The following is a 20,660-nucleotide window of genomic DNA, read 5'->3' as shown; positions in this document are numbered from 1 at the left end:
AACCGCCTCGCCGATGCTTTCCAGGTTCCTCCTGTTTCCCACGCTCGCCCTGGCCGCAGGCTTCGCGCCGCTACCTGCCGATGCCCGTGACATCGTGGCCAGTGCCGGCGCCAGCACGACCAGCACGCACGACTACGTGACGGGCACGCTGTTCGTTGACGGCCATGGTGCACGCCGGCGGGCGGGCCGGTTCACCTGGCAGCCGATGCTGTCCGCCGGATGGATAGACGGTCGTGACCGTCCGCGCCTGGAAAACGATGCCTTCGTGGTTGCCGCAGGCACGCGCCTCGTGGACTGGTGGCGACGCGCGTTCGTCAGCTTCCAGTTCGGCATCAGCCACGACACCAATGACGCGCTGAGCAGCCACGGCCAGTTCCTCAGCAGCATCGGCTGGGAAGGCGACCGCGTCGTCTATACGCTGCGCCACATTTCCAACGGCAAGGTGTTCCCGGGCCCCAACCTCGGCGAAACCATGCTGCTGGTCGGACTGCGCTTCTAGCCGCTGTCGCTTTTCTCCCGCGCCCGCACTCGCTTTGTCTTCTTCGGTTTGCGGGACGGCGCTCCGGTATGGCGGGGGCCTGCGACGCCTGGGACGGACGTCACCCGGGTCGTTGTTTACCGTGGTCAAGCTCTCCGACACTGTGCGGGCGAGCCCTCCGCTGCGATTGATTCGAGTGCAGGCCGACGAGGCGCTTGGACGCATTGGCGGCCAAGTCTCCTCGCTGTACGCGGACACCGGCCGCGCTTCCGTGCGGATACGTAATGGTCCGCCGCGCTCCGCTGGGTCCGTCCGCGGTCGAAGGTGTTCCGGGCGCCGGACGGCTGCGGATGTCCGGCAACCAAGATGCGGTGCGGGTCCACGCCTTGTCCGGCCGTAGCCGGGTCGTACCCGTTGCCGGTGAGCGCCGCTTCCATCACCGCACCGCTGCCTGCGGCTGCGCTGCCTCCGGTCGCGGGCAACAAACGGCGCTGGGCGATCGATCCTTCCGGTGCCACCGCATCACCGTCACCGTCGAAGCGGTATGCCAGTGTGGCCCGCCCGCAGTCCTGTACGACCAGGCGCGCGTGCCCACCCTCTACGTCGTGGTCGGCGGCGATGCCGCAAAGTGGCCACCGCTGTTCACAGCGATGGCCATTCGGACCTCTTCATCGCTCGCCTCGACTTCGCCCTGCGCAGTGGATCAGCGCAATGCGGCCTGGGCCCGCCTACCCTCGCCTTCGAAGGTGACCCCAGCCGGTCGCCTCGGGCAGTTCGAATCCGTCGCAGTAGATGCCGTCGGCATGGGCGTAGGCACACGGAATCCAGGTCGGCACATCCAGCCACGCGCAATGCGCTGGCGACGGATCCTGCGTGCAGGCCAGCAGCACGCCGGAATCTGCAGCGGCGCCGTCGTTGAGTGAAGCGACGACCGGCAGCGGACCCGGGAACTCCATCGAGCCGCGCGGCCGGATGCCCAGGCGCGCCGTGACGACGTTCGGATTGGCGGCGGTCGGGAACGGCAGCGCGCCGCCGCTGCAGGTCACGACCTGGCCTGTCTGCCAGTTGCCGGCGGCACTGCAGCCCATCGTCAGTCCGGTGAAGCCAGTCGTGGCGAGCTGCCACTGGAAGCCCGGCGGCAGGCTGACCTGGAGATGGGTGCCGGTCGTTGGCGCCGTGCCGGTATTGCGGAACACGATGTTGATGCGCGCGCTCTCGTCATCGGGTTCGAAGACGGCCGGTGACGCCGTCATCTGGTCGATGCGCAGCCCGGGAGCAGGCGCGACCTCGATGTCCCGGTCCAGCACATCGCAGTAGTTCGGGAAGGCATCGTCGAGGCATTCGTCGAGCGTGATCGACTGCGCCGGCAGGTTGTCATCGACGGCCATGACGATGCGCACCGGTCCGAGCGGCGCATCGGCCGCCACGGCCACGGTCAGGCGCAGCTGCGCCTGGTGGTTGATCGCCCAGCTCCAGCCGGTGAGCCCGCCGCCAGTACAGGCGACATGCTGGCCGCCATCCGGCGCCGCCGCTGTCGTGCAGGTTGCCGGCGCCAGCGGAGTGGCGGCCCAGTGCGAGACATAGGTCATTCCCGGCGGGAGGCGGTAATACAGGCTGCTGCGATCGGTCGCGATGGGACAGCCGGGCACGCTTTCAGTGCACTTTATGATGGCGCTGTCGATGACGGCCTGCGTGCCGCGCAGGAACGGTCCGGCCAGATTCGTGCCGCTGGTCGTCGGCCGCAGTTGCGCGTTGAGGAACGGCGTCGGCTCGGCCTGTGCAACCGCAACGGGCAGCAGGATCGGCAGGCCGGACAGCAGTCGGCGGAACATGGCCTTCTTCCTTGATATGGCAATACCGCCAAGGTAGGCAGGCACGTTCTCGCCGACCATCCCCCGAATGCGGGGTCGCCACGCCCGCTGACCCGGACACAACCACGACGGGCGGTCCCGCGTGCGCAGCGCTACCGGCTCCAGACAGCGGTCTCAAGATCCCCACAAGGGCGGGCGCGACACCATCAATACGAAGATCACGACCACGCCGATGAACGCGGGCCAGCCGAGCGCGAACCACCAGCGCATCAGGCGGTGGTACTGCGGTGGCAGCGGCTCGCCACGCCGCCAGGCCGCCTCCGCCAGCGCGCGAACGCGCAGCTGGATCGCCACGACCGGCAGCCAGCACAGCCCGACCATGACGAACAGGGCGATGGCGAGTTGCAGCCATGGCTGCGTCCAGGGCCAGCCGACCAGCCGGACCAGCAACGCACCACTGACGAACTGCGCGACCACGGCAGGGGAAGTAAACAGCCAGTCCGCGAGCACCACATGGCGCGCGGTGACCGCGATGGCGGCCACCTCGCCACGCCGATGCGCCATCCACATGAAGAAGGCGGTGCCCAGCCCGGTCCCGAACAGCAGCGTGGCCGAGAGGATGTGGACGAGTTTGAGGAGGTGGTAAGGCTCCATCAGCTGCGCCTGCCTGTCGCGGCCGCCATCGCAATGGCGGCCAGGATGACGAAGTTCTTCAGCAGCCCGCCGAAAGGATCGAGCCACCACTGCGGCAACCAGAGGCCGATATAGATCGTGTAGGCCAGCACCGACAGCGCCATGGCGGCGAGGACGGGGCCGCGCCAGCGGTCAAGGACGAGCAGCAGGCCCAGGACCATGTCGACCACGCTGGCGGCCAGGCCGATCGCATGCGCCGCCGAAGGCGCCAGACCGGCCGGCGCGAACAGGGCCGCGACGGTTTCGCGATCCAGTGTGAAACCCACTAGTCCCGATGCTATCCAGGTCAGCGCCAGGACCCAGCGCAGCACCGGTGCGAGCGGATACAGGCGCGCGTGCCAGTGGTCGGCACTGCTGGCGGGTCGTGCGTTCAATGCCGAAGCAAGCGTTCGCGGTGCGAGATCCAGCGTCTGCCTCAAGCGCTCGGCCGAATCCGGTGTGGCGAGGCGGCCGCGCTCGAGCATGCGCCACATCGTCAGGCCGGCCGGGCCGCGGCCGAGCCATTCGCCGAGGTGGGCGCCCACGGTCGACAGCGCACGCGGCAAGCGCACGCTGCGGAAGGAACCGGCATCCAGCCATGTCCGCCATGCGGCCAGATAGTCTTTCAGCGCAAGCGTTTCCGGTCCGACGATCTCGATGCACTGCCGTGCCGCGGTGTCGCGTTCGACCGCCGCCACGACAGCCGCCGCCAGGTCCGGCAAGGCCAGCGGCTGGATCTTCGCGTCGCCGCCTGCAGGCAGGGGAATGACCGGTGCGGCGGCGAGGGCCCGCAGCAGGCTGCTGCCGCCATACGACCCATCGACGGAATAGACCAGGCTGGGTCGCAACACCACCCAGTCGAGGTCCATGCCCATCAACGCGGCATCGGCTCGGTGCTTGGCGGCGATGAACTCGCCGTCGGCCGGATCCCCCAGTGCGGAAACCTGTACGACGCGGCCTACGCCGGCGCTTTCGCAGGCCCGGAACAGCGCCACCGGCGTGCGCTCGTTGACCTGCGCGTGGGTGTCGCGCCCCCGTTCGCGCAGGATGCCGGCGCAGTTCACGACGGCATCGATGCCCGCCAGCCGGTCGCGCCACAGCGCAGGATCGTCATCGCGTGCGAAATCGCAGGCGATGCTTTCGACGCCCTGGAAGCGACTGTCGCTGCGCCCACCGCGCACGGCGCAGACGGGCCGGTGTTCCGCGGCGAGCAGGGCCGCGACCACCTGCGATCCGATGAATCCATACGCTCCGGTGACGAGAACGCGCATGGAAGCGTCGCCTGTTACAGGCGCAGGCCGCTGTGGATGGCGACGATGCCCGCGCTCAGGTTGCGGTAGGCGACCTGGTGCAGGCCGGCGTCACGCATCATCTGCGCCAGCGTCTCCTGGTCGGGATGCTTGCGGATGGACTCGGCGAGGTAACGGTAGCTGTCGGCATCGCCGGCGACGCGCTGGCCCAGCCAGGGCAGCACCTTGAAGGAGTATAGGTCGTAGAGCGGCTTCAGCGGCTCGGCGCGCAGCTTCGAGAACTCCAGCACCAGCGCCTTGCCGCCGGGCCGGAGCACGCGCTGCATTTCGCGCAGCGCCGCCGGCTTGTCAGTGACGTTGCGCAGGCCGAAGGCCATGGTCACCAGGTCGAAGCTGCCATCCGGGAAAGGCAGCGCCTCGGCGTTCAACTGCGCGAAACGGATGTTGGCGAACACGCCGCGGTCGAGCAGCCGGTCACGACCGACGCCGATCATCTGAGCATTGATGTCGCCGAGCACGACCAGGCCGGCATCGCCGACCCGCTCGCCGAGCAGCGCACTGATGTCGCCCGTGCCACCGGCCAGGTCGAGGACGCGCTGGCCGGGACGCGCGCCACTCGTGGCGACGAAATGCCGCTTCCACCAGCGGTGCAGGCCGGCCGACATCAAGTCGTTCATGCGGTCGTACTCGGCGGCCACCGAGGAGAAGACCTTGCCGACCAGACGCTGCTTTTCGGCCACCGGCACTTCGCGATAGCCGAAGTGGGTACTGGCCTTGTCGTATTCGCTCATGGCGGCAAGCTTAGCAGCCGGCTACACATGCCCGCGCCCCCGGCGGCGGCATGGCTGGACAGCGCACGGTCATGTGACACGCAGGCGCGGAGTGGCGCAGGCAGGACAGGCAGGCCTGCGCCCGCCCCGTCTGCGATGCCGCGTTCAGGCGCGGAGCGCCGCCTTGACCTTGCCCGACAGCACCTGCATGTCGGCGCGACCGGCGACCTTGGCCTTCAGTGCCGCCATGACCTTGCCCATGTCGCGGGCGCTGGTGGCGCCGGACTCGGCGATGGCTTCGGCGATGGCCGCATCGATCTCGGCATCGCCGAGCTGCGCCGGCATGTAGTCCTGCAGCACCAGGATCTCGCTGCGTTCCTGCGCGGCCAGGTCCTCGCGGCCGGCGCTTTCGAACTGGCCCAGCGAATCGCGGCGCTGCTTGAGCATGCGCTCGAGCACGACCAGCACCTGGCTGTCGTCCAGTTCGATGCGCTCATCGACCTCGCGCTGCTTGATCGCCGCCTGGATGAGGCGGATGGTGGCCAGGCGCGACTTGTCGCCGCCCTTCATGGCCGCCTTCATGTCTTCTGTGATCCGGGATTTCAGGCTCATGGCGAACTCCAGTTCAGGACAGGAACAGCAAACGACGGACACGACGAAACCGCCGGCTCCGATGCATCGGGCGGCGGTCTGTCGTCAACGTCCTCGAATCAACCAGCCCTCGGGCTGGTGAACCGGCGGCGCAAAGCTGCCGGCCGGTACGGGCGCGTCGGCGCGCTCAGTACATCCGCTGGCGCTTGGTGACGTCGCGCGACATGCGGCGCAGGTTGCGCTTGACGGCAGCAGCCATCTTGCGCTTGCGCTCGGCAGTCGGCTTCTCGTAGAACTCGCGCTTGCGGGTTTCGGCCAGGACGCCGGCCTTTTCACAGGTGCGCTTGAAGCGGCGCAGCGCGTACTCGAACGGCTCGTTCTCGCGAACTTTTACGGAAGGCATGAAAACTCCAGAAAATGGGCAGTGCGGGTTTCCCACTGCGGCGCCACGGCCTTTCGGCGGCGGAATCGGCTACAGTGACCACAACGAAACCCCGGCCGGGACCGGGGGCGCAGAATTGTACAGGCACCGATGAGCGAACGCAAAACCCCCGACCCGGGCAATCCCCTGGTGCTGGGTATCGAGACGTCCTGCGACGAGACCGGCGTGGCCCTGATCGATGGCCGCAACGGCCTGCTGGCGCACGCCCTGCACAGCCAGATCGCCCTGCATGCCGACTACGGCGGGGTGGTGCCCGAACTGGCCAGCCGCGACCATGTTCGCAAGCTGCTGCCACTGGTCCACGCCGTCCTGGACGAGGCCGGCGTCGATGCCGGCCAGCTCAGCGCCGTCGCCTACACCGCCGGCCCGGGGCTGGTCGGGGCGCTGCTGGTGGGTGCGGCCACTGCCCGTGCCTTCGCCTTCGGCCTGGGCATTCCGGCCATCGGTGTCCACCACATGGAAGGCCACCTGCTGGCGCCGGCGCTGGAAGCCGAGCATCCGGAACCGCCGTACGTGGCGCTGCTGGTGTCGGGTGGACACAGCATGCTGATCGAGGTGCGCGCCCTGGGCGACTACCACCTGCTGGGCGAAACGCTGGACGATGCAGCCGGCGAAGCCTTCGACAAGACCGCCAAGCTGCTCGGCCTGCCCTACCCGGGCGGCCCGCACCTGGCGAAGCTGGCCGAAACCGGCCGGCCCGGACGCTTCCGCTTCTCGCGGCCGATGACCGATCGGCCCGGACTGGATTTCAGCTTCTCCGGCCTGAAGACACAGGTCCTGCTCGCCTGGCAGAAACAGGATCAGCAGGACGGGCAGGTGCGCGCCGACATCGCCCGCGGCTTCGAGGACGCCGTGGTCGAGACGCTGGCGATCAAATGCGGCCGGGCGCTGGATGCCACCGGCAGCAAGGCACTGGTCGTGGCGGGCGGCGTCGGCGCCAATCGGCGCCTGCGCGCGCAGCTGGCCGAGCTGGCTGCGTCGTGCGGCGCGCGCGTCTATTTCCCGCGGCCGGCGTTCTGCACCGACAACGGCGCCATGATCGCGCTGGCCGGCCTGCGTCGCTTCCAGGCCGGTGACCTCGCCGGCGTCGACATTGGGGTGCGGCCGCGCTGGCCGCTGTCGGAACTTCGCCCGCCCGCGGCGGCGGCCTGAGTCCCCGGGGTTTCCCTTGCCGGCGACGGCGCGGGACAATGCCGGCATCGGCAACATGGATGAGGCATGGACACGGTATTCATCGAAGGCCTGCAGATCGAAACGACGATCGGCATCTATGACTGGGAGCGGCGCATCCGCCAGCCGCTGCGTTTCGACATCGAAATGGCCTTCGACAACACCGTGCCGGCCGGCAGCGACGACATTGCCGACACGCTGGACTACAAGGCGGTGTCGAAGCGGCTGATCGAATTCGTCGGTGCCTCCGACTTCGGACTGGTGGAAACGCTGGCCGAACGCTGCGCGGAAATCATCCGCAGGGAATTCGGCGTCGCCTGGCTGCGCCTGCGCCTGCGCAAACCCGGCGCCGTCCGCGGCGCCGATGCGGTCGGCGTGTGCATCGAGCGCGGGCGTCGTGCCACGCATGACTGAGACGAAGGCGACCACGCGCGCCTGGCTCAGCCTGGGCAGCAACCAGTCGCCGCAATGCCATCTCGCGGCGGCCCTGCGCGAACTGCGCGAACGCTTCGGCGAACTGGTGGTTTCACCGGTGTACCGCACGCGCGCCGTCGGCTTCGACGGCCCGGACTTCCTCAACCTCGCGGTCGGCCTCGACAGTGATCTCGACGCCGTCGAGCTGGACCGCTGGCTGCACGCGCTTGAGGACCGCCACGGCCGTCGCCGCGACGGACCGCGCTTTTCCTCGCGCACGCTGGACGTGGACCTGGTGCTGTTCGGCGACGAAGTCCGCGAAGGACCGGGCCATCTGCGCCTGCCGCGACCCGATCTCGTCCAGCATGCCTTCGTGCTGAAACCGATGGCCGACATCGCACCGGATGTCCGCCATCCCCTGCAGGGCGTGGGGCTGGCGCAACTGTGGGCCGGGTACACCGGCCCGCGCGACCTCGAGGTTGCGCCCGACCTGCCCGAAACGCCAGACAGCGGCCCGCCCGCTTCGCCTTGAATCGACTGGGACCATGACCGACTACTGGAACGGACTCGTACAGAACCACCCTTCCACCGCTGCGGCGGTGGCCCTGCTTGGACTGGTGCTGGTCGCCTGGCTGGCCAGCCAGCTTGGCCGCGGCGTCATCCTGCGGGCCTTCAGGCGTGTCGCCGAACGCACGAGCGGGCAGTTCGACGATGCGCTGATCGAATACCAGGTGCCGAAGCGGCTGGCGCAGATCATCCCTTCGGCGATCATCCAGTTCGGCGTGGTGCTGATTCCCGACCTGCCCGAAGCGGTCGTGGTGGTCGTCCGCAATGTGGCGTTCGCCTTTACGCTGCTGATGGCCATGCTGGCCGGTGGCGGCGTGCTGAACGCGGTCAACGCCACCTATGAGCGCCGGCACGCGCAGCGCAAGGGCACCATCAAGGGCTTCGTGCAGCTGCTCAAGCTGGCACTGTACGTACTGGGGTCGGTCGCGATTCTCGCCGTACTGATCGACCGCTCGCCGCTGATCCTGCTGTCGGGCATGGGCGCCATGGCGGCGGTGCTGATGCTGGTCTTCCAGGACACGCTGCTGTCGATGGTCGCCAGCGTGCAGATTTCGTCGCAGGACATCGTCCGCCTCGGCGACTGGATCGAAATGCCGCAGCTCAACGCCGACGGCGACGTCATCGACATCGCGCTGCACACCGTCAAGGTGCGCAACTGGGACAAGACCATCACCACGCTGCCGACGCGCAAGCTGATCTCCGAACCGTTCAAGAACTGGCGCGGCATGCAGGAGTCCGGCGGGCGTCGCATCAAGCGCGCGCTGCGCATCGACATGCAGTCGGTGCGCTTCCTGGAATCGGGCGAAGTCGAGTCCCTTCGCCGATTCCGGCTGCTGCGGCCTTACCTGGATGAAAAGGCCGCCGAACTGGCCGAGCACAACCGCAGGCTCGGCGATGACAGCGGATTGCCGGTCAATGCCAGGCGGCTGACCAACCTGGGAACGCTGCGGGCCTACGTGTTCGCCTACCTGAAGGCACACCCGGGCATCAACCACGACCTGACGCTGATCGTGCGCCAACTCGACCCGGGGCCGGAAGGCCTACCGCTGGAACTCTACTGTTTCACCGCGAGCACGGCCTGGGCCGCTTATGAAAATGTCCAGGCCGACATCTTCGACCACCTGATCGCGATCCTGCCGGAGTTCGGACTGCGTCCGTTCCAGGCGCCCGCCGGCTACGACGTCCGCGAAGCGGCGGCGGCCCTGCACGAGGCCAGGCCACCGTCCTGACCGGGTTCAGTCGCCGCGAAGTACGCGACCGTTGACCTCGGTCAGCAGCCGGACGACCATGGCGGTCTGCATGACGATGGAATCGCCATCCGCGGCCAGGACATCGCTGGCGGCTGTTTCCGTCGGAAAACAGGCACTGGAACGCGGCAGGATGCAGAAGCCCACCGACGTCAGGGTACTGCCTTCCACCGGCTGTCCGTCCACCTGCTCGGGCTCGAACTTCCATTCGAGCACCGATCTGGTGGCGGCGTTCACCAGCGACCTGTGCGCCTGGCTCGATTCGGCCGGTTCCGCGCGGGACACGCTGCCATCCGGAGCGATCCACAGGCACATGTGGACCACGCCTTCAATGCCACGCGACACGGCATGCCGCGGAATGCAGGGCCTTCCACGTAACAAGGCGGGGGCCGTTGCTGACATTGGCGAGTTCGAGCACGAAGCTGCCATCTTCGGCTTCCCGCGCATTCAACCTGTCACCGACATGGGTGCGGCTGGTCACGGCTTCACCTGCCCTGCGCGCGGGCTCGAATTGCCAGCCCGCGATTTCCTTCCGCATCGCCGCGGCGATGTGGGGTGGCAGCTCGTCCAGCAGCTCCACCCAAGTAACGCTGCCGGCTGCATCGACATCGACCGTCGCGAGCTTCGCCACGCGATAGACATCCGCGCTGGCCGGAAAAACCGCGAGCAGCGCGAGGGTGAGGATCCAGCCGCGCATGGGCAGACTCATTTTGTATCCAACGCCAGTATAGGCAACCTGCACCAGTTCGGACACCCAAGACACGGCAACGTGCTGCGGCTCACACTTGGAGCACACCCGCCGTTGCGGCGCATCATCGCGTGAACGAAATGACAACATGCCGGTCGCTACACTCGGGCAGTCTCAGCACAGCGGGGAAACATTGATGAACAGGATCAGGGTCAGATGCACATCACTGGCCGTTGGCCTGGCGCTGGCGGCCTCGATGCCTGCATTGGCGGAACTGCCGGCTTACAAGGCGTTCCAGTTGCAGGCGCGCACGAACCTGCTGGTGAACGACAACGGTTTCAACCTGCCTCCGGGCTCGTCGTTCAACAGCATTACCGCTTCGATCAACAACGACGGCTGGGTGGCGTTTCCGGTCCAGGTGGTCACCGCGCCCGGCAATCCCGCCGACATCGGCGCCGGCATCTGGCTGGGCCGGGATGGCGCCGGCGGCATCGTCCGTCGCCACGATCCGCCGAACGACTGGATCAGTGATCGCATCGGCCTCAACGAGGCGGGCAAGGTCGGCTATGTCATCCACCAGGGCGGCACCGGCTACGGCATGTGGCTGTACGACCCGGCCTCCGGGATCTCGACACAGGTCGGGCTGCTGCCGCTGACGCCCTCCACGCTGAGCAATGTCTCGCTCGGCGACGACGACGTGTTCGGTTACCAGGGCATGTTCGGCGGTGGCCGCGGCTTCGCCTCGACACGCGCACAGGCGGTGCCGGGCGACTCGGTTGCCCACGTCTACGACAGCACCGTCGATCCCACCAGCCCGTACAACTACCTTTATTCGCCGTCGATGAACAACCATCGCCTGATCGCGGGTAAGGTGAATGTCGGCACCGGCTCGGACTTCACGAAAGCGGAAATCCGCCTGTTTGCGCCGGACGGCAGCAGCGAGCGTGTCGTCGCCGACGTGGGCCTGGACCCTTCGTCGCCGTTCAGCGGCTTCGACAACAGCCTCGCGGTCAACGACGCCGGCGCGGTGGCTGTCACAGCACGTCTCGCGGCCGGCAATGTCCGCGCCGTGTACCGCTTCGACGAAAACGGCGCCACGGAGATCGCCCGCGTTGGCGCCGATGGCATCGTCAGCATCGAATCGTTCGCGCCAGCCATCAACAATGCCGGTCTGGTGGCCTTCCGCGCCACCGATGCAGTCGGCCAGGCCGTCTATGTCGGCGACGGCAGCGGGCTCGTGCGCGCGATCGGAAAGGGCGACGTCGTACCGACGGACCTGGGCAGCGCCCAGGTCGGGCAGCATGACGCCTCACCGGTGTTTGGCGGCGCGCCGGCCATCAACGACCACGGCGATGTTGTCGCGGTTGCCGGCCTGCATCCGGAGGGCGACAACCAGGTGGAATGGGGCAGCGGCGTGATCGTCGCCTATGCCGCGATCAACGACGTGCTCTTCGCCGATGGCTTCGAGCAACCGCCGGTGCAATGAGCTGGATCGTGAAAGCGCCAACGACAGGCAAGGCGTCGGCGCTGCCGGATGGTGCCTGTTACAGCAGCTGCGGGTTCATCCGCCACACCGTCCAGTTCAGGGCGGAGGCAAAGCTGATCCATGCCAGGTAGGGCAGCAGCAGCGCCGCCGCCAGCGGCCGGAGCCGCCAGAACGCGATGATCGTGAGCACCACCAGCACGATGAGGACGACGATGTCCGCAAAGGCGGCGCCACCCAACCGCCAGGCGAAGAACAGCCAGCTCCACAGTGCGTTCACGGCCAGCTGGACCAGGAACAGCGTCAGCGCCGTCGATGCGTCGCGCCAGCCGCGTTCGCGCCAGACCAGCCAGGCGGCGATCGCCATCAATGCATACAGCACCGTCCAGACCGGACCGAAGACGTCGCCCGGCGGCGCCCAGTCCGGCCGCGCCAGCGTTGTGTAGAAGGTGCTGGCGCGGATCGAAGCGACGCTTCCTATCGCCGCTGCCGCGAAGCACAGCGCCAGCCAGCCGGCCAGCCCGAGCATCTGTTTCCTGCCTGGCATCGTCATCGCTCGCTCCTCGTCATGCACGATCGCGGTCGTGCCTGGATGGATGTCGCCCGCCGTCCGTACCAGACATCGCGCCTTCGGGAAGGTCGACATGCCACGGACCCGTGCAACGGCCTGGTCCGGTCGTCGCCGACACGTTACGTTCCGCTCCGCCACCGGAAGCTGAACTGTGCAGCCGAGTGGCGTCCGCGTCCCGTCAGCGATGCACCGTGAGCAGGCGCAGACCCAGCCATACGGCGAACACGCCGAGCCCCATACTGGCCCCGGCGTAGAGCGCCGCATTGACCGCGTCGCCTCGTCGAAGCATCTGCACCGTCTCCAGGCCAAAGGCGGAGAAGGTCGTGAAGCCGCCCAGCACGCCGGTGACCAGGAACAGTCGCGCGTCCGGGCCGAGGGCGTTGAAACGCTCGGCGGCACCGGCCAGCACACTGACGGCCAGGCAGCCCGCAACATTGACGACAAGCGTGCCCCAGGGAAAGCGGTCAGTGCCCGCCACCTGGACGATCCAGGCGGCAAGGGCATAGCGCGCGACAGCGCCGAGAAAGCCTCCGGATCCGACAAGCAGGACAGCGTGCATGGGTCACCCCTTCAACAGGCGAACCGCTCGAAACCGGCTCGCGAAATTCCCGGCCGACCGCCGACCCAGGCATGTCGTGGCACCGGCAGCGCGGCGCCGAGTATGCACCGGTGCGGCAAGGCCTGCGAGGGAATCCATGGCTTGCCCCGGGCCCGTGTGCGCCACGCCACGCGGGTGCGGCCCGCGCCGGGCGTGTCACGCCCGCTTTTTCGGCGGCAGCGGCCCAGGGACGGGCGCCGAAAAGGCCTTGCTGTAGATGCCGGAGGCGTCGAAGCAGCAGACGCGCTTCTTGCCGCTGGCCAGCATTCCGCAGGCGTCCCGGATACGCTTCGCCCGCGTTTTTTCCAGCTTCGCGGTCGTGATCCAGTGGATCCAGTCGACACGCGCAATCGGGGTCGCCGCCGCCCATGTCGCACGCGCCTCCGGAATCTCGACAAGCGCCGCCGCGAAATCGGCAGGCAACTCGGGATCGGGTTCGGGATCAACCGGCTGCAGCCGGAAGCTGGCGGTCTCTCCCGCCTGGTTGCCCGATGCCTCCAGCACGGATTCGGGAAGGCGCAACCAGTGGCTGCCACGGCCATCCGGTTCTAGGGTCACGCGGAATGCATGTGCCGCCAGCGTGACATCGACAGTCATTCGTCCACGGCGCGGAAGAAGCGCACTGGCTTCCATGGGAAGGACCGCGAAAGCGAAGGCGGCGCCTTTCTCCGCCGCCAAGGCACGGCACAGCAATGCCTCGAACCGGATCTGTTCCTGATCTGCCATGGCCGGTTGCGTCAGCGGTCGACAATGCCCAGTTTGGCGCGCAGGCGCTCGTTGTCCAGGTGCTTGCTGACATCGAAAGGCTCGCACTTGCCGCTGGCCGAGGTGAACTCGATGGGTCCGGCTGCGCGCGCGACCGCCAACGCGCGTCGGTTCAGCGCCGCGTTGCGCTTGCCGATACCCATCAGTGCGGTGGCCATCGCCAGCCGGACACGTTCCGGCTCGTCGTCGATGCTGGCGGCAATCCGATCGATGTGACCAAGGAACCAGTCGTCGGCCGGGGCCTTGCGACCGCTGGACTTGGATACCTCGTAAAGCAGGCCATAGCCACAGTCGCGCCGCACCGGATCGTTGCTGCGTGTCCAGGCATCGGCCAGCTCGACGACGAAGGGCGTACGCGCCAGCGTGGCGTCGCAGGAGACGAAGACGTGCGCCAGCTGGCCGGCATCGACCTGTTCGACCTGCTGCTCCGCCTGTTCGCGCGTGATCTGCGCCGGATCGTCGATCAGCAACGACAGCACGCGTGCTTCGTGCAGGTCCGTGTGCCAGAGCGCCTGGGCCAGCGCGCGGTCGCGGCCGATCGATTTGCCGATGGCGCGCAGCCGCGTCAGGCCGATGCCGAAGCTGCGCAGCCCGCCAGTCCGGATCCCGCCGTCGCCCCACCTGGCCATGCCGCGTTCATCACGCTCGGCCTCAAGGCGAGAGAGCACTTCCTCCAGGGTCGGCGATTTCGCTGGCGTCATGACGGTCTCCGAAAATCCAGACGGGCTGCTGGCGTGTGCTGCCGCTCGCCCGTCAGCGCGGTGCCATGCCGGGTCGTATTGCCGGCAGCATGCGCCCGACGCACGCCCCGCTGCAAGGGAGATGCTGGCCGCGGCCCGCGGAGGACCACAACAAAGGCGCGGCATGCGCGTACGCGGCCGCGCGCGGCAGGGCCGCAACCGTGGTGCATCGGCACCCACTGGCCTAAGCGGATACGGCACGCGGTCGGCGGCCAGTTCCGCCCTGACCTCCTGCGGCTCTCGTCGCGGCAATGGATTCGACGCGATCGCCGGCCCTGGCGCGTATGCCGGCGGCCGATGCGGGTCAGAGACCGCCGTCAGCTTTCCTCGTCGTACATGAAGACCCGAAGTTCCTGCGGGCAACGGCAGGCTTTGGCAAGCTTCGCCGCCCACTCGAGGGCCGCGTCCCGCGTCGGCAGCTCGAGGATGCAGAAGCCGCCGTTCAGATGACGGGAGTGCGGATGCGTGTCCGGGCTGTGGTGGCCATCGGGATGGATGGTCACAGGCGCCACGGCGTCGTCAAGGCCGCCGGCGAAGACATAGACGCCCGCCCATTTGGCTTCACGGATTACTGCATGGGAGTCGGCGACGACTGCGTCCATGTCCTCGGCATCGATCCTCATTGCCGCCGACGGGAAGGAAATCAGGTATTTCGCCATGGCCAGCTCCACGCAGGTTTCGTGGACTTCATTGTCGCACCGGCAGCTAAACGGTTTGTTCGCCGATGCACGGCCGCCCATACCACTCCTGTGTCGCCTCCATCACCCGCTTGCCGACCGTAGCCCGCGGGCGGCGGTGGGGGCGTGAAGTCCGCGCGCCTCCCGCAGTCCGGCGCCCGCATCCAGGCCCGGTGACAGCACCGGGCAGACATGACACACCTGCTTGCGCATGACGGGTTGAGCACGGTGTCGTCCGGCCCGCGGGAATTGCCGGGCCCGAATTGCGCATGAACTCGCGGGGGGGAATGTCCGCGCTTCGGCTCGAGTTCCATCCGCCTGTGCGATGCAAGGCGCCCGTTGCACCCTTTCCGGAAAGGACTTGCCGGGCCCGGGCGCATGTTCGCCGTCACGGGCCGGCCTGACCAGCGCACCCACCTCGACGCCCCTGTCGTCGGGCGCTTGCGCCGCTTACCGGTCCTGCCGCTGGACCACCGGTGTGGACGTCCCCAAGCCATCGCTCGGCCTCGCGCGGATGCCGGAACTCGATCCAGCGCAGCTGCGGATAGGCGCCATTCTGGCGCAGTGCCGCAAGCTCGCGCCGCCGCCGGCGATGGGTGGAGATCACCCAGAGCAGTATGGAATCGCGGGACAGGAAGGCTTTACGGAAGCTCTCGCGGTTGCCGTGCCATAGCGGCTGGCCGGACAGGCAGCGGGTTATCGTCCTCTTGAGCGCGCGCCAGAAGACGCGTGGGAACGAATAGTCGAGCCAGATCACCGCGGTCGCACGCGGCCACAGCAGATCGCGGATGGATCCGTAGTTGCCGTCGGCAATCCAACGCCCGCCGGACGTCGCCTCGAGAGCCAGCCCGCGGAACTCGGCGGCGGGCTTCGCCCGCCAGTCGGGCCCCCAGTACAGCGCGTCCAGTTCGATACGTGGGCATTCCAGGAGAATCGCCAGCTTGCTGGAAAAGGTGCTCTTGCCCGCGCAACTCGTACCGACCACGACGACGCGCTGCAATTCGCCAGGATCACCCACAGGGGGCGTCAGCGTCGTGGCAAGCCAAAGGCCGCCATGCAGCCGCCCGCCAATGCCGTCGGCACCCGCATCGCACGGTCAGCCCCAGAGGCCGAAGATCAGTCCGAACAGCAGGAACTGCGCGACGTGGTAGCCGCCATCGATCATCCAGAGCCTGAAGGTACGCTGGGCAAACTGGTAATTGATTCCGAAACTGGTGGCGACCAGACCGAGGCCGGCGATCACCCCCAGCTCCATAGCCCGCGCCAGGCCAGGTGCAGGACCGGCGAGGTATCCGAAGCAAGCGGCGGCGGCCAGCGAGAATACGAAACTGACGCCGAAAACCTTTCCCGGGTGACCCGGTGCGGCCGGACTTCCGTTTTCGGCATTCCACGCCTTGCCGAACAGCATCGGCGAGTACCACAGCCCACCGATGACGAAGCTCGAGACCGCGGCCAGCAGCGCAACCCACATGTTCACGGTGAACTCCTTTTCCGACCGCCTTCACCTTGCCACGGAAGCGACCGGAATGGCCAGTCAAACTGGGGACAGCGATCGGCGCCTGCCCTTGCCGTGTGTCGCCGTGAGGCCACGGCCAGCCAGAGCCGGACGGCAGGGCCTGTCCGCGTTGTACCGGGAACCAGCCCGGCATCAACGACGCCCACGGCAAGGACGGGCGGTCGCCGCCTCAGCGGTCATACGGCAGCTCGTCCGGATCGATCCCAACGTGGTCCGGCTCCGGCATCGCCTTGAGACGGAAGGCGCGGACATGGCTGTGTCCGAGCAGCAGCGCCCTGGCGATTCGATGCATTCCGTCCATGACCTGGCCATCGGGTGAAAGAATGACCGGATAGGCCAGGTCTGCTGCTTCGACCAGGCGCATGTGTTCCACCAGCTCCCGGCAAGTCGGCCCGGCCTGTCCCATGCCGAACCAATAAGGCTCGTCCAGCTCCCGGATGGCGGACAGGGGCACGTCTTCCTTCGGCAGGCCTCTGCAAAGTTCGATGAGCCGATGTACATCCCAGGCCATCAGGCCGGCTTCGCCCCGGCGGAAGTGGTACTGCTTTCGCATTGACGGATACCTCCGGTTCGGATTGCGGATGGCTGGCCGGATAGGGACGCCGCGAGGCGTCGCACGCCCGATGTCGGTGGGGCCAAGCTGTCAGGGTCAGTCGCTGGATTCCGGAGGAAACGGGCAGTCGCACGGGCACGGTCCTGAAAGCGCCGGTTGGAACAGAAAACGGCTGGCCTGCTCGTGCATGGGTCACTTTACCGGCTGCAGCAGGTCCCACAGGTTGCCGTAGAGATCGACAAACACGGCGACGGTCCCGTAGGGCTCTTCCCGCGGCGCCCGCGCGAAGCGCACACCCCTGGAACGGTAGGCCGCGTAGTCGCGCCAGAAATCGTCGGTGTAAAGGAACAGGAACACAGGGCCACCGGCCTGATTGCCGATGTGCGGCAACTGTTGCGGCGAGTCGGAACGCGCCAGCAAAAGCCGCGCTTCCGACGAGCCCGGAGGCGCCACGACTACCCAGCGTTTGGATTGCTCCGGCACTTCGGCGTCCTCGGCGAGTGTGAAACCGAGAGTGCCGACGAAAAGTCGATGGCTTCGTCATAGTCGCGAACGACCAGCGAGACCAGACCAAGTGACTGCTTCATGCGCTTCCTCCAGCACGACTGCCGGGGAAGTCGACTTTGAACCGAACAAGCCACCCTCAGCGCATCGGGACTGACCGTGGATTGCCTGCAGTCGTGCCCCGTCCACTCGTCGGGGCGTAGGACCCGTGCGCCCGACGGTGCGTGGGAAGCGCGCAATCTGACACCGGCTGCGTGGTCGACAGGGTACCCCGGATCGTGTCTCGACCAGCGAGCCAGGCCGTGCCCCGGAAGGCTACCGGCCTGGCCTGTGTTCAACAGCGGGAAGACAGACGGACCGTCAGGGCAGCAGGTACCACATCCCCGATTCGTCGATGTAGTACACCATCGTGTTCACCAGTACACCGTTGTCGTCGTAGATGTACTGCGTACACATCTGGTGCGTTGTACCGGGATACGGCTGGAATGGCACGCATTCGGTCACGATGTTGATGCGTGGCGCAGCGTGCGTGGAGGCCGGAAAAACAGCGACTGTCGCGACCGCCAGGGTCAGCAGCGTCGAAGCAAGCAGTGACTTGACCATACTCGAATGTCCCCATGTTTGTTTTGAATGCGCCACATGAAACCCTTTCATGTAACGCATTTGCAGACTATCAGGGGACGCTGGTCCGGTTTGTGATTCGTCTAACGCCTGGATTGAGGCCTGATTCTCCAGGTCAGCCCCATCGCTTCGTGATCGTCGACGGGAGAGTCCCGGAAACCGGCGCGTCCGGACTGGCGCCAGGAAAACGATGACCTGAGGCGGTCACCCTGTTTCCGCTTCGGTCCGGGAGCGACCACGCATCGATATCGCGCCGGATATCCGCCGTGTCCGGTGGGCGACGTAGAGGCCCGCGACAGCGATGGACACCGGCACCAGCGACGGACCGCCGGGCGTGGACATGAATGCGAGGCCGAACCAGACCAGTGCCCACGCGGAAAATGCGGTAAAGGGCCAGGTCACGATCTGCGCGAGCGTAGACACATGCCGCCATTGGCTGGCCAGCGCCGCCGACAGCGCCAGCGCGCCGACTGACAGGGTCCCTACCAGTGCGGCCAGCGCGAGCCAGTCGACCCCTTGTAGAACCAGCAGCGCACGCAGCCGCCAGCCGCTCATCGCCACCCACGCGGCCAGGCCGAGGCCGGCCCCGGCCCACACCACGGCGAGGGCCGGTCTTTCCAATCGAGATGACGCTGTTGCGGAATTCATTGTGCCAACCTTCCCGGATCCGATGCTGAAGAATGATTCATTGCCGCCGTCCCCCGATGCCCGGTCCGACGAGGGCACCAGGGCCGGTGGAGGGTGGGCCGACAGTCCGGTCGGCGGGTGGCCTCGATGAAGGCGGCGACCATGGCGCGAAAGATCTGCCTGGTGACGGCCGGACCGGCGACCAGGTCGTTCGCCATTGCCGCAACCTTGCCGATGCCCTGCACCCCGCTCGCCGATGCGCGCAGATCGTCAACCGATTGCCTGAACGCAATGGCCCGCGTCACGTACTCACCCCGCTTCCCCATCACCGCGACGCCCTGCCTGTCGATCCAGTCGATCTCACGGTGCCCTTTGCCGATGGTACCGCAGGACCTGATGGCGTTGACAGCCATGGACATGAAGTTTCCGCGGTGGACCGTCGATGGGCGCGCGGTTCATATGGGGTGGTCTGTAATCACCCACTGGTTTCCTGCTCAGGTGTGACTTGCCAAAGGAGACACCGGTGAGCCAAGTATGGACGGCGAAACCAAGCGTTGGACAGCGCACGGGAAGTCGGTGCTGGTGATGGAAATCATCGGAGGGCGCACCCGCGTTGGCCGGGCGCCCATGCCGTTCCACCGCACGCCTTCACAGGTCGAGCGAGGGGCTGAGCAGGCCCGGCCGGCATGGTGTCCGTAAGCTGAGCATCTGGCAAGAAGTGAGATGAGTCCTTAGTGCCGATAGCATACTGAACAGGCTCTTCAACCCAAGAAAAGAAAATCTTCCGGCATCTAACGCCTAAGTTAAGCCGAGACGCGTAGTGGAGCAAAGCACATGGCAAGCTTTTCCTGCCATGTGCTTTGCGTAACGAAGCGGCGTCGGCTTGAATGATCGAATGGACTCCCCCCGCGTCGCCACACGGCTTCGAAGAGCCAGACAGGAGCATAGTCTCCGGACACAGGATCACGAGAGGAGTCCGCCATGCACGCTACCAGCAAATCCCCCGCTGTTGAATCTTCCGCCGTCATGCTGGCGGTCGACCTGGCCAATGACGTGTTCGAGCTGGCCTTTGCCGATGGGTCCGGTCGCATCGTCGCGCGCAAGCGGCTCAGGCGCGGGGCGTTTGCGCAGTGCCTGGAGAACCGCACACCGTTGCGCATCGTGATGGAAGCCTGCGGCTCTGCCCATGCATGGGCGCGGCGCTTTGCCCGCCAGGGCCATGATGTCCGGTTGCTGCCGGCGCAGCATGTGCGCCCGTATGTGCGTCGCAACAAGACCGATCGCGCCGACGCCGCCGGCTTGCTGGAAGCGGCGCGCTGCGGCGATATCCGTCCGGTGCCGGTGAAGACGCCCGAGCAGCAGGGCACGCAAGGGCTGCATCGTGTCCGCGAACACCACAAGGCCGAGCGCACCGCCGCGATCAACACCGTGCGTGGCCTGCTGCGCGAGTTCGGCTTCGCCATTCCCGCCGGGGCGGACAAGGTACGCCCGGCCGTGCTGGCGGCACTGGAGGATGCCGACAACGATATTCCGATGGCCCTGCGTCACGCGCTGGCCGGCATGCTTGATCGCATCACTGCCTGCCAGGACGCCATGGCCGGCATTGAGAAGCAACTGGCCGAGATCGTCCAAGGCGATACCCGCAGCCAGCGGCTGATGACCGCCAGCGGCGTCGGCCTGATCACCGCCACGGCGATGAGCGCGGGCATCGGCGACTTCGCCCGCTTTCCTTCCGGTCGCCACTTCGCCAGCGCGCTGGGCCTGACCCCGCGCGAGTATTCCAGCGGCGGCAGTCGAAAGCTCGGGCGCATCAGCAAGCGCGGCGATGTGTACCTGCGCACCCTGCTGATCCACGGCGCGCGCTCTGCCCTGATGGCGGCACACAGGGCGCAAAAACGCGGCCAG

General features: G+C 67.2%; 26 protein-coding genes and 2 pseudogenes. 8 read left to right on the top strand and 20 right to left on the bottom strand.

Annotated features, from left to right (window positions below):
• The first annotated feature begins 13 nt into the window (after positions 1 to 13).
• The gene (locus EDC25_RS10560; protein ID WP_132577491.1) at positions 14 to 499 is read left to right on the top strand and encodes a lipid A 3-O-deacylase; all 486 of its coding nucleotides are present in this window, start codon (positions 14 to 16) and stop codon (positions 497 to 499) included.
• An 88-nt stretch (positions 500 to 587) separates the two neighbouring features.
• Positions 588 to 752, top strand: a pseudogene (locus EDC25_RS15035) (IS5/IS1182 family transposase); the annotation flags it as partial.
• Positions 753 to 1,206: 454 nt separating this feature from the next.
• Here EDC25_RS15035 and EDC25_RS10555 read toward each other — a convergent pair.
• The 6 genes from EDC25_RS10555 to rpsU form a co-directional block, all read right to left on the bottom strand.
• On the bottom strand, positions 1,207 to 2,310 hold the full coding sequence (locus EDC25_RS10555; protein WP_132577490.1) for a hypothetical protein: 1,104 nt from the start codon (positions 2,308 to 2,310) through the stop codon (positions 1,207 to 1,209).
• A gap of 153 nt (positions 2,311 to 2,463) precedes the next feature.
• Positions 2,464 to 2,943, bottom strand: coding sequence for a DUF2269 family protein (locus tag EDC25_RS10550; RefSeq protein WP_123522394.1), 480 nt, complete (start codon positions 2,941 to 2,943; stop codon positions 2,464 to 2,466).
• Positions 2,943 to 4,232: an SDR family oxidoreductase gene (locus tag EDC25_RS10545; RefSeq protein WP_123522395.1), complete on the bottom strand. Its 1,290-nt coding sequence runs from the start codon at positions 4,230 to 4,232 to the stop codon at positions 2,943 to 2,945. Before EDC25_RS10545 ends, EDC25_RS10550 begins: the two co-directional genes overlap by 1 nt.
• Before the next feature lie 14 nt (positions 4,233 to 4,246).
• Positions 4,247 to 5,002 carry a bifunctional demethylmenaquinone methyltransferase/2-methoxy-6-polyprenyl-1,4-benzoquinol methylase UbiE gene (ubiE, locus tag EDC25_RS10540; RefSeq protein ID WP_123522396.1) on the bottom strand — a complete coding sequence of 252 codons (756 nt, stop codon included), beginning with the start codon at positions 5,000 to 5,002 and terminating at the stop codon, positions 4,247 to 4,249.
• 144 nt (positions 5,003 to 5,146) lie between these two features.
• Positions 5,147 to 5,593 (bottom strand): GatB/YqeY domain-containing protein, encoded by a 447-nt coding sequence (locus EDC25_RS10535; protein WP_123522397.1) that lies wholly within the window; start codon positions 5,591 to 5,593, stop codon positions 5,147 to 5,149.
• Between the two features lie 166 nt (positions 5,594 to 5,759).
• On the bottom strand, positions 5,760 to 5,975 hold the full coding sequence (rpsU, locus tag EDC25_RS10530; protein WP_123522398.1) for a 30S ribosomal protein S21: 216 nt from the start codon (positions 5,973 to 5,975) through the stop codon (positions 5,760 to 5,762).
• Between the two features lie 129 nt (positions 5,976 to 6,104).
• On the opposite strand from rpsU, the gene tsaD reads away from it, so the two are divergent.
• The 4 genes from tsaD (at position 6,105) to EDC25_RS10510 (ending at position 9,394) form a co-directional block, all read left to right on the top strand.
• Positions 6,105 to 7,166, top strand: coding sequence for a tRNA (adenosine(37)-N6)-threonylcarbamoyltransferase complex transferase subunit TsaD (gene tsaD / locus EDC25_RS10525; protein WP_123522399.1), 1,062 nt, complete (start codon positions 6,105 to 6,107; stop codon positions 7,164 to 7,166).
• Positions 7,167 to 7,232: 66 nt separating this feature from the next.
• Complete coding sequence (gene folB, locus EDC25_RS10520) at positions 7,233 to 7,598, top strand: dihydroneopterin aldolase (protein ID WP_123522400.1); 366 nt, start codon at positions 7,233 to 7,235, stop codon at positions 7,596 to 7,598.
• Positions 7,591 to 8,130: a 2-amino-4-hydroxy-6-hydroxymethyldihydropteridine diphosphokinase gene (folK, locus tag EDC25_RS10515; RefSeq protein ID WP_123522401.1), complete on the top strand. Its 540-nt coding sequence runs from the start codon at positions 7,591 to 7,593 to the stop codon at positions 8,128 to 8,130. Before folB ends, folK begins: the two co-directional genes overlap by 8 nt.
• Before the next feature lie 13 nt (positions 8,131 to 8,143).
• Entirely contained in the window at positions 8,144 to 9,394 is a 1,251-nt protein-coding gene (locus tag EDC25_RS10510; protein ID WP_123522402.1) for a mechanosensitive ion channel family protein, read from the top strand.
• Positions 9,395 to 9,400: 6 nt separating this feature from the next.
• Here EDC25_RS10510 and EDC25_RS10505 read toward each other — a convergent pair whose 3' ends face one another.
• Positions 9,401 to 9,727, bottom strand: a complete 327-nt coding sequence (locus EDC25_RS10505) for an energy transducer TonB (RefSeq protein ID WP_240639667.1) — start codon at positions 9,725 to 9,727, stop codon at positions 9,401 to 9,403.
• Between the two features lie 13 nt (positions 9,728 to 9,740).
• Positions 9,741 to 10,121 carry an energy transducer TonB gene (locus EDC25_RS10500; protein WP_165910898.1) on the bottom strand — a complete coding sequence of 127 codons (381 nt, stop codon included), beginning with the start codon at positions 10,119 to 10,121 and terminating at the stop codon, positions 9,741 to 9,743.
• A gap of 175 nt (positions 10,122 to 10,296) precedes the next feature.
• On the opposite strand from EDC25_RS10500, the gene EDC25_RS10495 reads away from it, so the two are divergent.
• Positions 10,297 to 11,586, top strand: coding sequence for a choice-of-anchor tandem repeat NxxGxxAF-containing protein (locus EDC25_RS10495; RefSeq protein WP_132577488.1), 1,290 nt, complete (start codon positions 10,297 to 10,299; stop codon positions 11,584 to 11,586).
• A gap of 58 nt (positions 11,587 to 11,644) precedes the next feature.
• Here EDC25_RS10495 and EDC25_RS10490 read toward each other — a convergent pair whose 3' ends face one another.
• From EDC25_RS10490 to EDC25_RS10435, 12 genes and pseudogenes are all read right to left on the bottom strand, one after another.
• Positions 11,645 to 12,130, bottom strand: coding sequence for a TspO/MBR family protein (locus EDC25_RS10490; protein WP_123522415.1), 486 nt, complete (start codon positions 12,128 to 12,130; stop codon positions 11,645 to 11,647).
• Positions 12,131 to 12,332: 202 nt separating this feature from the next.
• Positions 12,333 to 12,713: a fluoride efflux transporter CrcB gene (gene crcB / locus EDC25_RS10485; RefSeq protein ID WP_123522405.1), complete on the bottom strand. Its 381-nt coding sequence runs from the start codon at positions 12,711 to 12,713 to the stop codon at positions 12,333 to 12,335.
• Between the two features lie 195 nt (positions 12,714 to 12,908).
• Entirely contained in the window at positions 12,909 to 13,478 is a 570-nt protein-coding gene (locus tag EDC25_RS10480; protein WP_123522406.1) for a YdeI/OmpD-associated family protein, read from the bottom strand.
• A gap of 11 nt (positions 13,479 to 13,489) precedes the next feature.
• The gene (locus tag EDC25_RS10475; protein WP_123522407.1) at positions 13,490 to 14,218 is read right to left on the bottom strand and encodes a DNA alkylation repair protein; all 729 of its coding nucleotides are present in this window, start codon (positions 14,216 to 14,218) and stop codon (positions 13,490 to 13,492) included.
• Positions 14,219 to 14,574: 356 nt separating this feature from the next.
• Positions 14,575 to 14,916, bottom strand: coding sequence for a YciI family protein (locus EDC25_RS10470; protein ID WP_123522416.1), 342 nt, complete (start codon positions 14,914 to 14,916; stop codon positions 14,575 to 14,577).
• 406 nt (positions 14,917 to 15,322) lie between these two features.
• On the bottom strand, positions 15,323 to 15,934 hold the full coding sequence (locus tag EDC25_RS10465) for a P-loop NTPase family protein (protein WP_207905712.1): 612 nt from the start codon (positions 15,932 to 15,934) through the stop codon (positions 15,323 to 15,325).
• A 96-nt stretch (positions 15,935 to 16,030) separates the two neighbouring features.
• Positions 16,031 to 16,405, bottom strand: a complete 375-nt coding sequence (locus EDC25_RS10460) for a DUF1761 domain-containing protein (RefSeq protein WP_123522408.1) — start codon at positions 16,403 to 16,405, stop codon at positions 16,031 to 16,033.
• Between the two features lie 214 nt (positions 16,406 to 16,619).
• Positions 16,620 to 17,003, bottom strand: coding sequence for a hypothetical protein (locus EDC25_RS10455; RefSeq protein WP_123522409.1), 384 nt, complete (start codon positions 17,001 to 17,003; stop codon positions 16,620 to 16,622).
• Between the two features lie 192 nt (positions 17,004 to 17,195).
• Positions 17,196 to 17,590 (bottom strand): annotated as a pseudogene (locus tag EDC25_RS10450) (VOC family protein).
• Positions 17,591 to 17,867: 277 nt separating this feature from the next.
• Positions 17,868 to 18,110, bottom strand: coding sequence for a hypothetical protein (locus EDC25_RS10445; protein WP_123522410.1), 243 nt, complete (start codon positions 18,108 to 18,110; stop codon positions 17,868 to 17,870).
• Positions 18,111 to 18,332: 222 nt separating this feature from the next.
• Entirely contained in the window at positions 18,333 to 18,683 is a 351-nt protein-coding gene (locus EDC25_RS10440; RefSeq protein ID WP_165910897.1) for a hypothetical protein, read from the bottom strand.
• 89 nt (positions 18,684 to 18,772) lie between these two features.
• On the bottom strand, positions 18,773 to 19,174 hold the full coding sequence (locus EDC25_RS10435) for a chorismate mutase family protein (RefSeq protein ID WP_123522412.1): 402 nt from the start codon (positions 19,172 to 19,174) through the stop codon (positions 18,773 to 18,775).
• Positions 19,175 to 19,736: 562 nt separating this feature from the next.
• Here EDC25_RS10435 and EDC25_RS10430 point away from each other — a divergent pair.
• On the top strand, positions 19,737 to 20,660 hold a 924-nt coding region (locus EDC25_RS10430), incomplete at its 3' end, for an IS110 family RNA-guided transposase (protein ID WP_132577485.1).

The sequence above is a fragment of the Pseudofulvimonas gallinarii genome (genome assembly GCF_004343305.1).
Taxonomy (GTDB): Bacteria; Pseudomonadota; Gammaproteobacteria; order Xanthomonadales; family UBA2363; genus Pseudofulvimonas; species Pseudofulvimonas gallinarii.
Note: the sequence above shows the minus strand (reverse complement) of the source record. Positions and strands in the feature narration are given on the sequence as shown.